The sequence below is a fragment of the Pseudoxanthomonas indica genome (assembly GCF_900167565.1).
In the GTDB taxonomy this organism is placed as follows: domain Bacteria; phylum Pseudomonadota; class Gammaproteobacteria; order Xanthomonadales; family Xanthomonadaceae; genus Pseudoxanthomonas_A; species Pseudoxanthomonas_A indica.
This window is the reverse complement of the sequence record NZ_FUZV01000001.1, coordinates 20714-34842: the sequence shown is the minus strand read 5'-3', so window position 1 is coordinate 34842 and position 14129 is coordinate 20714. Positions and strand designations below refer to the sequence as shown.

Annotated in this window: 12 protein-coding genes; 9 read left to right on the top strand and 3 right to left on the bottom strand. The window is 63.9% G+C overall.

What is annotated here, in order from left to right; genetic code table 11:
- Positions 1-12: 12 nt before the first annotated feature.
- From napA to B5X78_RS00150, 3 genes are read left to right on the top strand one after another with little or no spacing between them, the layout of a single operon-like run.
- Positions 13-2505, top strand: coding sequence for a periplasmic nitrate reductase subunit alpha (napA, locus tag B5X78_RS00160; protein ID WP_079722488.1), 2493 nt, complete (start codon positions 13-15; stop codon positions 2503-2505).
- A gap of 10 nt (positions 2506-2515) precedes the next feature.
- On the top strand, positions 2516-3073 hold the full coding sequence (locus B5X78_RS00155; protein WP_079722487.1) for a nitrate reductase cytochrome c-type subunit: 558 nt from the start codon (positions 2516-2518) through the stop codon (positions 3071-3073).
- A gap of 3 nt (positions 3074-3076) precedes the next feature.
- On the top strand, positions 3077-3676 hold the full coding sequence (locus B5X78_RS00150) for a NapC/NirT family cytochrome c (protein WP_079722486.1): 600 nt from the start codon (positions 3077-3079) through the stop codon (positions 3674-3676).
- A 117-nt stretch (positions 3677-3793) separates the two neighbouring features.
- Here B5X78_RS00150 and B5X78_RS18295 read toward each other — a convergent pair whose 3' ends face one another.
- From B5X78_RS18295 to B5X78_RS00140, 3 genes are all read right to left on the bottom strand, one after another.
- Positions 3794-3940 (bottom strand): DUF3149 domain-containing protein, encoded by a 147-nt coding sequence (locus B5X78_RS18295; RefSeq protein WP_139381331.1) that lies wholly within the window; start codon positions 3938-3940, stop codon positions 3794-3796.
- 105 nt (positions 3941-4045) lie between these two features.
- Positions 4046-4291 (bottom strand): hypothetical protein, encoded by a 246-nt coding sequence (locus B5X78_RS00145; protein WP_079722485.1) that lies wholly within the window; start codon positions 4289-4291, stop codon positions 4046-4048.
- A gap of 265 nt (positions 4292-4556) precedes the next feature.
- Positions 4557-5033 carry an Lrp/AsnC family transcriptional regulator gene (locus B5X78_RS00140; RefSeq protein WP_079722484.1) on the bottom strand — a complete coding sequence of 159 codons (477 nt, stop codon included), beginning with the start codon at positions 5031-5033 and terminating at the stop codon, positions 4557-4559.
- A 262-nt stretch (positions 5034-5295) separates the two neighbouring features.
- Between B5X78_RS00140 and B5X78_RS00135 the strand changes: the two genes are divergently transcribed.
- Genes B5X78_RS00135 through B5X78_RS00110 form a run of 6 tightly spaced genes read left to right on the top strand, consistent with a single transcriptional unit; the run spans position 5296 to position 14129 of the window.
- On the top strand, positions 5296-7551 hold the full coding sequence (locus tag B5X78_RS00135; protein WP_176140742.1) for a TonB-dependent receptor: 2256 nt from the start codon (positions 5296-5298) through the stop codon (positions 7549-7551).
- A 4-nt stretch (positions 7552-7555) separates the two neighbouring features.
- A complete protein-coding gene (locus tag B5X78_RS00130; protein ID WP_079722482.1) occupies positions 7556-9100 on the top strand; it encodes an amino acid permease in 1545 nt (514 codons plus the stop codon).
- Positions 9090-10523 (top strand): amidase family protein, encoded by a 1434-nt coding sequence (locus tag B5X78_RS00125; RefSeq protein ID WP_176140741.1) that lies wholly within the window; start codon positions 9090-9092, stop codon positions 10521-10523. Before B5X78_RS00130 ends, B5X78_RS00125 begins: the two co-directional genes overlap by 11 nt.
- On the top strand, positions 10523-11161 hold the full coding sequence (locus tag B5X78_RS00120; RefSeq protein WP_079722480.1) for an FMN-binding negative transcriptional regulator: 639 nt from the start codon (positions 10523-10525) through the stop codon (positions 11159-11161). The genes B5X78_RS00125 and B5X78_RS00120 overlap by 1 nt, the downstream gene beginning before the upstream one ends.
- Positions 11158-12144, top strand: a complete 987-nt coding sequence (locus tag B5X78_RS00115; protein WP_079722479.1) for an alpha/beta hydrolase — start codon at positions 11158-11160, stop codon at positions 12142-12144. Before B5X78_RS00120 ends, B5X78_RS00115 begins: the two co-directional genes overlap by 4 nt.
- A complete protein-coding gene (locus tag B5X78_RS00110) occupies positions 12141-14129 on the top strand; it encodes an alpha/beta hydrolase family protein (RefSeq protein ID WP_079722478.1) in 1989 nt (662 codons plus the stop codon). The genes B5X78_RS00115 and B5X78_RS00110 overlap by 4 nt, the downstream gene beginning before the upstream one ends.

Below are 14129 nucleotides of genomic sequence, written 5' to 3'. Positions count from 1 at the left end.
GGGAGTCCAACCATGAGCACGCGCCGCGAGTTCATACGCAACAGCGCCCTGACGACGGCGGCCGCCGCCGCAGGCATGCCATTGACCGGCCAGGGCAGCAATCTGGTGACCGAAGGCGATCTCACGAGCCTGAAATGGGACAAGGCGCCGTGCCGTTATTGCGGCACCGGGTGCGGTGTCAACGTGGCGGTCAAGCAGGGCAGGGTGGTGGCTACCCATGGCGACGTCCACGCCGAAGTCAACCGCGGAATCAACTGCGTCAAAGGCTATTTCCTTTCCAAGATCCTGTACGGCGAGGATCGGTTGACCATGCCATTGCTGCGCAAGAAGAACGGGGTCTATGCCAAGGACGGAGACTTCACCCAGGTCAGCTGGGACGAAGCATTCGACGTCATGGCGACCCAGTTCAAGCAGGTCTTGAAGACCAAGGGCCCTGGCGCCGTGGGCATGTTCGGCTCGGGCCAGTGGACGATTTTCGAAGGCTATGCCGCCAACAAACTGATGAAGGCCGGATTCCGCAGCAACCACATCGATCCCAATGCGCGCCACTGCATGGCGTCGGCGGTGATGGGCTTCATGCGCACCTTCGGCATGGATGAGCCGATGGGCTGCTATGACGACATCGAAGCCGCGGACGCCTTCGTCCTGTGGGGCTCGAACATGGCCGAGATGCATCCGATCCTGTGGACGCGCGTGACCGATCGCAGGCTGGCGCATCCGCACGTCAAGGTGGCGGTGCTGTCGACCTTCGAGCATCGCAGCTTCGAGCTCGCCGATATCCCCATGGTGTTCAAGCCGCAGACCGACCTGGTCATCCTCAACTACATCGCCAACCACATCATCAAGTCGGGCAAGGTCAACAAGGATTTTGTCGACAAGCACACCACGTTCAAGCGCGGCAATGACGATATCGGCTATGGGCTCAGGCCCGACAACCCGCTCGAGGTCAAGGCCAAGAACGCGAAGGACGCCGGCGGCGGGCAGCCCATCACGTTTGATGATTTTGCCAGCTTCGTCGCGCCCTACACGCTGGACAAGGCGGTCGAGATGACCGGGGTGGAGCGCGGATGGCTGCAGCAGCTGGCCGAGCTCTACGCCGACCCCAAGATCAAGGTGATGTCGTTCTGGACCATGGGCTTCAACCAGCACACGCGGGGTGTGTGGGCCAACAACATGGTCTACAACATCCACCTGCTGACCGGAAAGATTGCCACGCCGGGCAACAGTCCGTTCTCGCTCACCGGCCAGCCTTCGGCCTGCGGAACGGCGCGCGAGGTGGGCACGTTCAGTCACCGGCTTCCGGCCGACATGGTGGTCACCAATCCGGAGCATCGCAAGCATGCCGAGGAGATCTGGAAGGTGCCGGAGGGCACCATCCAGCCCAAGCCGGGTTATCACGCCGTGGAGCAGAACCGCGCCTTGAAGGACGGCAAGCTCAATGCGTATTGGGTGATGGTCAACAACAATATGCAGGCCGCCGCCAACCTGCGTGAAGAAACCTGGCCGGGCTATCGCAATCCGGAAAACTTCATTGTCGTCTCGGATGCGTATCCCACCGTGACCGCGCAAGCGGCAGACCTGATCCTGCCCGCCGCCATGTGGGTGGAGAAGGAGGGCGCTTATGGCAATGCGGAGCGTCGCACGCAGTTCTGGCACCAGCTGGTGACGGCGCCCGGGCAGGCGCGTTCCGACTTGTGGCAATTGATGGAGTTTTCCAAGCGCTTCACCACCGACGAGTGTTGGACCGCTGAAACCCTGGCGGCGCATCCCGAATTCAAGGGCAAGACGCTGTTCGACGTGCTGTTCCGCAATGGCAATGTCGAGAAGTTCCCGATCAGCGATATCGAAACCGGCTACGCCAACGACGAGTCGACGGCGTTCGGGTTCTACGTGCAGAAGGGGTTGTTCGAGGAATATGCGGCGTTCGGGCGCGGTCATGGCCATGACCTGGCGCCGTTCGACGACTATCACCGGGCGCGCGGACTGCGCTGGCCCGTGGTCAAAGGCAAGGAGACGCTCTGGCGGTACCGTGAAGGCGCCGATCCCTACGTCAAGGAAGGCGCGGGTTTCGAGTTCTATGGCAACAAGGACGGTCGCGCCGTCATCTGGGCCTTGCCTTACGAGCCACCGGCGGAATCGCCTGACGATGATTACAACATGTGGCTGGTCACCGGCCGTGTGCTGGAACACTGGCACTCCGGATCCATGACCATGCGGGTGCCGGAGTTGTATCGCAGCTTTCCCGCCGCGGTTGTTTTCATGAACCCGGATGACGCCAAGGACCGTGGCCTCAAACGTGGCGATGAAGTCAAGGTGGTATCGCGGCGCGGCGAGATGCTGTCCCGGGTGGAAACGCGCGGCCGCAACCGCATGCCCAAGGGGGTGGTGTTTGTGCCCTGGTTCGATGCTGGGCAATTGATCAACAAGGTCACGCTGGACGCCACCGACCCGATCTCCAAGCAGACCGATTACAAGAAGTGCGCCGTCAAGGTGCTGGCTGTCTAGGAGAACGATCATGCGCAACAAGTACCTCATCATTGCTACGGCCTTGAGCGTCCTGTTGGCCTTGCTGCTGTTTTATGCGGGTTGGAAATTTGGAGCATCCAGTTCGCATGCGGACAAAGGTCCGGACGTGGCCCAGGTGGCGCCTGTCCCTGCCGATGCCCCGCCGGCCGGGCAGCAGATTGACGCCCTGCGTCGCGGCGTGCCGATTGATCAGGAGGCCCCGCCGCCGCCCATGGCCCATGTGGAGAACGCGGATATCAAGCGGGTGCGCGCCTATCCCATGCAACCGCCCACGATCCCGCATGCCATAGACAACTATCAGGTCGACAAGAACAGCAACCGCTGCCTGTTGTGCCATTCGCGCGCCAATGCAGCCACCTTCCAGGCCCCGCCTGTCAGCGTGACGCATTACATGGATCGCGATGATCAGTTCCTGGCGACGATCTCGTCACGACGCTACTTCTGCAACCAATGCCACGTCGTACAGACCGACGCCCGACCGCTGGTGGCCAACGGTTTCCGCGATATCGACACGGTGATCGCCGAAGACAAGCAGGGGAGTCCCTAGGCCATGTGGCAGACCATCAAGACGCGCCTGTTGGCGCTGTGGGGCACCCTGCGACGGCCCAGTCGGCACTACAGCCTCGGGTTCCTGACGGTGGCCGGATTCGTTACCGGAATCATGTTTTGGGGTGGATTCAATACCGCGCTGGAAGCGACCAACACGGAAAAGTTCTGCACCAGTTGCCATGAGATGCGTGACAACGTGTTTCAGGAACTCAAGACCACCATCCACTACACCAATCGCTCCGGCGTGCGCGCCACCTGCCCGGATTGCCATGTGCCGCACAACTGGACCGACAAGATCGCGCGCAAGATGCAGGCGTCAAAGGAAGTGTGGGGCAAGATTTTCGGCACCATCGATACGCGCGAGAAGTTCCTCGATCACCGCCTGGAACTGGCCATGCATGAGTGGGATCGCCTCAAGGCGAACGACTCGCTGGAATGCCGCAATTGCCACGACTACACCTCGATGGACCTGACCCGCCAAGGTTCGCGCGCGGCCCAGATACACAAGCTCTGGCTGGGTCCGCAGAAGAAGACCTGCATCGACTGTCACAAGGGTGTGGCCCACCACCTGCCTGACATGACCGGTGTACCGCAGGGGTGACGACGACTGCAGGCTGCAACCACCGCCGCGAAGTCGGCAGTGACGTGCAGAAACAACAACGCCGCGGTTTTCGCGGCGTTGTTGCAGGCATGCAGCTAAGTGGTCGCCTGGCCTGACTCAGCTGCTGCGGCGGCGCTCTTCTTCCTTCATGCGTCGGCGCAGGTAGATCGCCAGCGCAAGGCCCAGTCCAAACATCACCAGGCTGCCGCCGATAGCCAACCAACCTACGGGTTCAAGCAGGATCTCGCGAAGGATCGGATGCATTGCTGTGGCTCTCCTTGTGGAATGCGCACAGCCTAGTGTGCCGGCAAAGTGCGGCATTGACTTCAATCAATGGGTCCGAATCCGTCGGCGCCCTTGGCGGACGTGTCAGAGCCGGTAATGGCTCGAAGGCGGCAGGCGTTGAGTGGCTTGCTGGGTCACCGGCATGCCGAGCAGGTCGCCAAAATCGGCCAGGCGTGACCACACGTAGGGCTGCAGGTCGACAGGTGCGGTGTCGTAGACATGCGCCCACAATTCGTCGAGAAAACGACGGGTGTCGGGGCGAACCTGACCGCTGTCGATGCGCTGACTGGCAGCGTCCAGGGCAACCCGGATTTCAGCCAAGGTGTCCATGGATTGGACTATAGCCCGCGAATATTCCCTGTGTGTGACAGGGGCGGGGATTTTCGGACTGACGGCGCAGCCTGTTCTGCGGATGCTGGTCGCGATGGGGGCATAAGCGGACATCGGCGGAAAGAAAGGGGCCGAGACATTCCCTGGCCGCAAGGCGAAACATTATTATACGAATATCAATAGGTTAGGTTGCATAACTAATGCAGTGCACGCGCATAGATTCGCGTTAGTCGATTAACGCGTGACCGAGCGCGAACGCGGAAGGCTACGAAGAAGTCAGCGGATAGCCAGTGAACGGTTTGACCTCGTCCATCAGGAAGTGCGAGACGATTTTCTCGACCCCGTAGTCGCCTCCCAACAGCAGGCGGGCGATGTCCTTCCAGTGGTGCACATCGTTGACGATGACCCGTAACAGGTAATCGTAAGCGCCGGAAACGCGGCAGGCCTCCACCACTTCGGGCATGCGCAGGATGCGCCGATCGAACTCGGTGAATTCTTCCAGCGCATGCTGCTTGAAGCTCACTTGCGCCAACACGATCGTCACCGACCGAATCCTGTCCACCGCCACGTGGGCCCGATAGGCGCGGATCAGGCCGCGCGTTTCCAGCGCGCGAACGCGCGCCAGGCAGGCGCTGGGCGAAAGCGCCACTCGCTCGGCCAAGGCCTGGTTGGTGATGCGTGCATCCTGTTGGAGCACGTCGAGAATCTTCATGTCGGTGCGGTCAGGGGCCTTGTGGGCCATGCGGTTCCTCCGGTCGGCTGCTGTGGTGACCGCAGTTTCTGCACAGTTGATGGACATCAACAGCAGATTCTGCGGAATTCACATCGAATAAAACTGCAATATTCTGAAGACACCCGAATATGGCCTTTTGAATCAATAGTCTATGACATTGGCCGGACCCGCGGAACCTGCTGGACGTACGCCTGTATATGCCATTCACTTGGGGCCAGCGCAGTGCGCGGGAGGCGCCTGCAGCCCATCACATCACCACGGGGAACGAGTCATGGCATCGCAAATCCGCGTAAGCAAGCTATCGCAGGCAATTCGCCTGGGCTGTTGCAGTCTGGTCTTCATGGCGGCACCGGCACTGGCCCAGCAGGCCGATGCCGGACAGGCACCGCAAGGCCCCGAGGCCACGACGTTGGACAAGATCGTGGTCAAGGCCGGCAAGCTCAATGAGTCGGTCCGCGAGATTTCCGGCTCCGTCTCCGCGGTCACCAACCAGCAACTGCAGGATATGGGCGCCCAATCCCTGGCCGACTACGTCCAGCGCACGCCGGGCGTGGTGTTCAACAGCTACCAGCCGGGCGTTTCCCATGTGGTGGTGCGCGGTATCGCGACCAGCTCGGGCAACGTGCAGGGCCAGCCCACTACGGGCTATTTCATCAACGAAGTGCCGTTGACCGAGCCGGGTTGGACCATCGCCATTCCCGACATCGATGCCTTCGATCTCAACCGCGTCGAGGTCTATCGAGGCCCGCAAGGCACGCTGTGGGGCTCGGCGTCGATGGGTGGCGCCATCAACTATGTGGCCAATGTGGCCGATACCAGCGGGTTCGACGCGGCGGTGGAAGCCACCGTCAGCCAGACCAAGAACGCCAACACCGGCTACGCGGCCAAGGCGATGGTCAACGTGCCGGTCAAAGAGGATCTGTTCGCCATCCGCGCGGTCGCCCAGTACCGCGAAGACCCGGGGTATCTCGACAACATCGGCACGCATGACCGCGGCGCCAACACCACCCAGGTCGACGGCGGTCGCCTGTCGATGGTGCTGACGCCCAACGAAGGCACCACGCTGACCTGGTTGAGCCTGTTGCAGAACATCGACAACGATGACAACAGCTATCGCATCCAGGGTTTGGGCGAATTCGAACGCAAGACCGAGTTGCCGGAATTCACCAAGACCAAGGTGGCCGTGCACAGCCTGCGCTGGGATCAGGACGTGGGCTTCGGCGATCTGGTGGCTCTTTACGCACATCAGAAAAAGAAGCAGGACTGGGTGTTCGATTTCAGTCCGCTGCGTGGTGCGTACAACGCCGATCTCGGCTTGAACCTCACCGCACCGCTGTACATCGGCTCCGGCGGCGAGAGCGAGGGCAACAGCCTGGAAGTACGGCTGGCATCCAAGCCCGGTGGCAGTTTCGAGTGGCTGATCGGCGCGATGTACTTCGACTCGGACAAGGACCTGTACGAGCAGATTGGCGCGCAGGGTGCCGCGGCCGCCTTTGATCAGTCGCCGTTCTTTGGCCCGGGCAGCGGCGCGATCATTGCCCCGAACGGTGAGGTGTTCAACGCGTTCTACAACCATATCGATGGCTCCGAAGCCGCGTTGTTCGGCGAGGCCAGCTACCATTTCGATGAACAGTGGAAGTTGACCGTCGGTGGCCGCTTATTCCGCAACAAGGTCGAGACCATCTCCACGCAGGTGGGCTTTTCGACCTATCCGGGCGCGCCTATCGTCACCCCGTCGCAGACCAAGGAAGACGGTTTCAACCCGAAGATTTCGCTGACCTGGCACCCCACCGCGGACACGTTGTTCTATGGTCTGGTGTCCGAAGGCTTCCGCTTTGGCGAACCCAACACCGCGGGCTTGAGTGCCTATCCGGTGCCGTCGGGTTCCAGCAGCGACAGCCTGGTCAACTACGAACTCGGTAGCCGCACCACGCTGGCCGGCGGTCGCCTGCTGCTGGATGCGACCTTGTTCTACGTCGACTGGAAGGACATCCAGTTGCGCCTGCAGACGCCGGATTTCTTCAACTACGCCGCCAACGGCGGCAAGGCCTACAGCCGCGGCATCGAGTTCTCCAGCACCTGGACGCCGGTCGACGCGTTTACGTGGCAGATGAGCGCCACCTGGCAGCACGCCCGCCTGGATCAGGATCTGCCCATCCTGTACGTGGGCACCGCGCCGGCCGGTGCGCAGTTGCCGGGTTCGGCGGACTGGACGGTCAGCAACCTGCTCAGCTACCGCTTCGACGCGCAGTTCCAGCCCACGTTGACGCTGGCGCACCAGTACGTGGGCAGCGGCATCAGTGACCTGAACTCGACCGTGCCCGGCGTGACGCCGAACGAGCAGGGCAACTACAACCTGATCGACATGCGCTACCGCATGACCTTCGGTTCGACCGATGTCACCCTGTTTGGCGCCAACCTGTTCGATCAGCGCGGCATCACCCGCACCGTGTCGGAAATGAATGGGATTGGCGAAGGCCTGGTGCGTCCGCGTACCTTTGGCGTCACCGTGAACTGGCGCTACTGACCCGATGGCATCGACCACGCAACATGTGGGGCGCTGGCAACTGGCGCTCCGTCGCAAACCACTGGAGGCCGCGATCGCCGATGCAGATCGGGCCGGCCTCCAGCGTCGCCTGGGGGCCGGCAGCCTCATGGTGCTTGGCATTGCCAACATCCTGGGCGCCGGCATTTACGTGGTGACCGGTACGGCCGCGGCCAGCTTCGCCGGCCCGGCGGTGATCGTGGCGTTCGTGCTGGCGGCCATGGCGTGCGCATTCACCGGGCTGTGCTACGCCGAGCTGTCGTCCTCGATCCCGGTGCCTGGTTCGGCGTACACGTACTGCTACGTGACGCTGGGCGAGGGCGCGGCCTGGGCGCTGGCGTGGATGGTGATCCTGGAATACCTGCTGGCCGCCGCCGCCGTGGCGGCCGGCTTTTCCGGGTACCTGGTCAGCCTGCTCGGGGATTTGCAGGTGTCGGTACCCGCGATGTGGGCAACATCCACGGTGACCGCCACGCAACAGGGCGGACACACCTTGCTGGCATTCAGTGGCGGCATCAATCTGCTGGCGGCATTGGCCGTTGCAGCCGCGGCGGTGATCCAGATCGCCGGCGTGGGTCGCTCAGCGTTCGCAAACCTGGTGCTGGTGCTTATCAAAGTCGCGGTGCTGATTGCGTTCGTGGTGGTCGGCTCGCGCTTCATCGACACGCAGAACTGGCAGCCTTTCATCCCGCCGAACGAAGGCGGCTTCGCGTTTGGATGGCCGGGCATCATGCGCGCTGCGGCGTTGTTGTTCTTCGCATACCTGGGCTTTGAAACGGTGTCGATGGCAGCTGCCGAAGCCCGCCAGCCGCGCCGCGATGTACCGCTGGGCATTCTTGGTTCGCTGGTCGTGTGCACCTTGCTCTACATCGCCGCCGGTGCGGTACTGACCGGGCTGGTGCCGTTCCGCGAACTGGGCGTGCCGGACCCGGTGGCGCTGGCGGTGGACCGCATCGGCTGGCCGGGCTTTGCCATCATCATCAAGATTGGCGCGCTGACTGGACTGGGTTCGGTGTTGTTGGCCAATGCGTATGGCATCTCCCGCATCAGCCTGAGCATTGCCCAGGACGGCTTGTTGCCTTCGCTGTTTACCCGCGTGCATCCGCGCTTGCGCACACCGTGGTGGGCCAACGTGGTGTTCGGCACGGTCAGCGCGGCGCTGGCGGCGCTGTTGCCAATCGGCATCCTTGGCGATCTGATCTGCCTGGGCATCGCCTCGGCCTTCATCGTGGTCTGCCTGGCGGTGATGTGGCTGCGCTCGACGCGGCCGGAGTTGAAAGGTGGCTTCCGCGTTCCCTTGGGTGGGGTCTGGATCGGTCGCGCCTGGATTGGCGTGGTGCCGGTGCTGGGCATCGTCATGTGTCTGACCATGATGGCGCCGGTGCTGGGCGACATGCTGGCGCAGGTGCGCCGAGGTGATGTGTTGCCAGCTTCGATCCTGGCGGTGTACGTGGTGGTCGGCTTCGTGCTGTATCTGGCGTACGGCCAGCGTCGCGCACGCCGTCTGGCGGGAGTGGCGCATGAGCAGTGAGACGTTCCCATTGCGGCAGGCGCTCGAGATTGGACGGCTGGACGCGCACGACCAGGCAGCGTTGGTGCGTGATGGAAAGCTGTCACCTGCGGAACTGACGGCGGCGGCGATTACTCGCGCCGAGCACTTCCAGTCACTCGGCGCATTGAGTCACGCCGACTTCGCCGGCGCCATGACACGTGCGCAGGCAGTGCAGAGGGCGGCACCGATGGCAGGCGTGCCCTGGCTACCGAAGGATTCCCTGCAGTACGCCGGCATGCCCACACGTGGCGGCTCCCGCTCGCGCACGGGGACGCCTGCGACCAGCAGTTCGCCGTTCGTCGAATGCTTTGACCACGCGGGACTGGTTGCGATCGGCAAGAGCGCGATGCCCGAGTTTGGCCTGATTGGATCCACCGAGCCGCTGCTGGGCCCGGTCACGCGCAATCCCTGGAGACTCGACCATAGTCCGGGCGGTTCCAGTGGCGGCGCCGGTGCGGCGCTGGCGGCCGGAATCGTGCCGTTGGCGCAAGGCAGCGACGGCGCCGGTTCGATCCGGATTCCCGCTTCCGCGTGTGGCGTCGTCGGTCTGAAGCCAGGTCGCGGCACCACGGTGCGTGTGCGCGACCGCCATGCCATTGAAGACCTGATCGTCGCCGACAGCCTGATGGCGCGCAGCGTACGCGACGTTGCGTGGGCGTTCGAAACGGCACGGCCGGGGCAGGGCGCTGCCGTTGCCGCCGAGCCCACGCTGCGCCGGCTCAAAATCGCGATGATCGTGCCCTCGTTGAATGGCGCGGCTCCGCATCCGCAGGTCGAACAGGTTTTGAATCGCGTCGCGTCCACGTGCGAATCCCTGGGACATCGCGTCGAACTGGCCGACTATCCGTTCGAACGCCCCTGGCTGTGGCGGGGCATGCACACGCTTTGGTCACGCCTGGGTCTGGATGCCGTGCAGGAAGTGACCGCGAGTCGCGGCGCTGCGTTCGCGCAATCTTCGCTGGAACCCTGGACCCATGGCCTGGCGCAATTTCATCTGACCCACTGCGGCGTGCCCGAACTGGAAGAAGCCTACCGGATGCTGGCCCAGCTGCCGGTGCTGTTCTCGGACTTCCACCAGCAGTACGACGTGCTGCTGACTCCGACCTTGAGCGCGCCGCCGCCGCCATTGGGACACCTGGCGCCCGACCGCGAGTTCAATGCGCTGTCGGACGCCATGTTCGGCTGGATCAGCTACACGCCCCTGCAGAATCTGGCCGGCACGCCGGCGATTTCGCTGCCGCTGGGCTCGGCCGATGGCCTGCCCGTTGGCGTGCAGTTTGCCGCCGACCGTGGCCAGGAACCGCTGCTGCTGCAACTGGCGGCGGAACTCGAACACGCCGCCCCGTGGCAAGGGCGTTGGCCCGCCATGTCGGTGGCCACCGTACTGAAGGAGATGCACTGATGGGCCACGCCCGCGATAGTCGATATGCACCGCGCAGCCACGACGATGTCGTGCGCCTGCTGGCCACGCAACCGTTTGGCTGGCTGGTGTCGGCCGGCGGCCCGGACGCCTGCTTCACGCCGCTGCCGTTACGTGCCGAACAGGACGCCGACGGCCAGGTCATCGCCTTGCGTGGCCACTTGGCGCGCCGCAATCCGCACGTGGCGCGCCTGCGCCGCGACCCGCGCGCGCAAGCCTTGATCATCGGCCCGCACGCCTATGTGTCGCCGAGCTGGCTCGACGATCGCACGCAGGCGCCGAGCTGGAACTATGCCGCGGTAATGTTTGATCTTGAGCTGCAACTGGACGAAGCAGAGCCGCCGGTCCGCGAGGAACTGGACGCGCTGGTCACGCAGATGGAAGACGGTCGGCCCAAGGCCTGGGCGCTGGACGAGATGGGTGAACGCTTTGCCCGCCTGGCCACCGGCGTCACCGCGTTCCGCGCGCAGGTGCTGGAAACCCGTGCCACGTTCAAGCTGGGACAGGACGAGGCGCGCCATGATTTCGCCCAGCTGCTGGCCGGGCTGGATGCCAGTGGCGAGGACGTCGTGGCGAACTGGATGCGCGATTTCGCCGCATCGTCGGAGCCGTCTGCATGACGCGAAGTCTGGAGGCCTTGGACCCGCAGATTCGTCAGTTCATCGAAGACGTTTGCGAACAGTCGGCACGCTTGAGCCAGGGCCGGCCCCACACCTGGCCCGAACGACGCCTGGTGGCCGCCGAAGCACGCTCACCCTGGCGACAGGGTGGCCCGGTCATGCGTCACACCGAGGACATTGCATTCGAAGGCCCGCATGCTGCGTTTGGCGTGCGTATTTACTGGCCGCTCTCGGCAACGCCCGATTCGCCCGCGCTGGTGTACCTGCACGGCGGCGGCTGGTGTCTGTTCGGCGTGGACACCCATGATCGCCTGGTGCGCGAATACGCCGACGCCGCCGGCCTGGTGGTGGTTGCGGTCGACTACAGCCTGGCCCCGGAACATCCGTATCCCGTGGCACTGGAACAGATCACGTCGGTGCTTGAGTGGCTGAAGGAACACGGCGCCTCACGCGGAATCCATTCCCACCGCCTTGCACTGGGCGGTGACTCCGCTGGCGCCAACCTGGCCGTTGCAGCGGCGCTCACGCTGCGCGAGAGCGGCGAAGTGTCGCGGCTGTTCGCGCTGGTGCTCAACTACGGCGCCTGGGATCCGCAGCTGTCCGAACAGGCGCGCGCGGACCTGGGAACACGCGACGACATGCTCAGTGGCGAAGAGATGGACGAGTTCTGGCACGAGTATCTCGGCCCCGATGCCCTGCGGGTGGCGGGCCCCCTGTCGGCGCCGCTGCGGGCGGAGCTGCACGATCTGCCTCCCAGCTTGATGCTATGGGGAGATCGCGATGTGCTCGCCGAGCAGAACACGAGCATGGCGCGCCGACTTGCTGATGCAGGCGTGCGCGTGCGAGAAAGTATCCATGCCGGCGCCCCGCACAGCTTCATCGAAGCGATGGCCGTCTCCGAACAGGCGCAGGACGCCATCCGCCTCGGCGCTGCCTGGATGACCGAGCAACTGGATTCAACCAAGGTGGACCAACACGCATGACGAATTCACTGCGCTGGACATGGCGGGGCACGACGTTGTTGCTGGCGCTGCTGGCGCTGCTGGCGAGCGCTGCGGTGTCCGCGCAGACCCTGCCGACGCCGGAAGCCATCGCCAGCCTGAAGTCGGTGAGCGACCCGCAGATCAGTCACGACGGTCGCTGGATCGCCTACACCTTGGCCACGCCCCAGCGCGAAGGCAAACCAGCGCGGCAACAGATCTGGCGCGTGCCCACGCAGGGTAGCCAGCCGGCCCGGGCGCTGCCCGCGCCTGCGGATGCCAGTGACGAATACCCGCGGTGGTCGCGGGATGGGCGCAGCCTGAACTTCGTGTCGGACCGTCCCCTGCCCAAGGAACTGGATTCCGGGGCAGTGGCGAAGAAGCAGGTCTGGCAGGTCGATGCCGACGGCAACAATGCCCGCGTGCTGACGCAATCCATCGGTGATGTCTCGGCTTTCTCTTTTGATGCGAGCGGCAAGCAGCTGGCCTACCTCGCCACGGATCCTCCAACCGCCGAGGACAAGGCCGCGATCGAAGCCAAGGACGATGCGAAGCAGGTAGGAGAATTCCGCCAGTTCGCACGTGTGTGGGTGCAGTCGCTGCCCGATGGCAAACCGCGCGCACTGACGCCGCCCGGCATCCAGGTGCAGGACGTGGCCTGGTCACCCGACGGCAAGCAGCTGGCCGCGCGTATCTCCGACGGCACCACCTTGAATCACTACTGGTATCGCTCGCGCGTGGTGTTGCTGGACCCGCAGACCGGCACCCAACAGAAGGTGCTGGAGGCGCGCGCGTCCGCCTTCCCGCTGCAGTGGTCGCCCGATGGATCGCGATTGTTGTACGGGCAGCTGGGTAGCCACGGCATGACCGCCGTGCCGATGATTCACGACATCGCGAGTGGTCGCATCACGCCCCTGGGTACGGATTGGCCAGGCACCTTGTGGCTGGTGCGCTGGCAGGATGACCGCACCTTGATTGGCGAGGGCCAACGCGGCGTGCGTGGCGGCTTCCTGCGATTCAACGCAGCCGACGGTGCGTGGAAGGAAATCGCACAACCGCAGATTCCGTACCAGGCCTTCACGGTGGCCGCGAGCGGGCAGATTGCATACCTCGGGATGACAGCCAGCCAACCGATCGAAGTGTGGACCCTGCACCAGGGCAAGACACAGGCACGCACCAACAGCAATCCCCAGGTCGCGACGTGGAAGCATGGCACCGTGCGCGAACTGAGCTGGACCTCGTCCAAGGATGGCAGACAGATCAGCGGCTTGCTGTTGACGCCGCCCGACTGGAAACCCGGCAAGCCGCTGCCCACGCTGGTGCAGATCCACGGCGGACCGGCATGGGCCTGGTGCTCCGGTTGGCAGGGTTCCTGGCACGATTGGGGCCAGTTGCTGTCAACGCGGGGCTATGTCGTGTTCCTGCCCAATCCGCGCGGATCCGAAGGGCAGGGCGCCGCTTTCACCGAGCTGGCGCGCAATGACTGGGGCGGCGGCGATTTCCAGGACATCCTGGATGGCATCGACATGCTGGAAAGCGAAGGCGTCATCGATCCGCAGCGCCTGGCCATCGGTGGCTGGAGCTACGGTGGTTACATGTCGGCATGGGCCGCGTCGCATTCGGACCGCTTCAAGACGGCCATTGTCGGCGCAGGTGTGATCGATATCGGCGCCATGGCGTTGACGACCGACACCCCGGACTACCTGCCCGGCTACTTCGGCAGCCCGGTGACGCAGCGCGAGATCTACGACCGTCATTCGCCAATCCGCTTCGCCGGCAAGATCAAGGCGCCCGTGCTGATCCTGCACGGCGAGCAGGACAAGCGTGTGCCCTTGTCGCAAGGCCAGATGCTGCATGGCGCGCTGGAGTTCACCGGCACGCCGGTGGAGATGGTGGTGTACCCGCGCGGACCGCACTGGTTCCATGAGTTCGAGCACGAGCGCGATGTGCAGGAGCGCGTGCTGGGGTGGCTGGAGAAGCATCTCTAG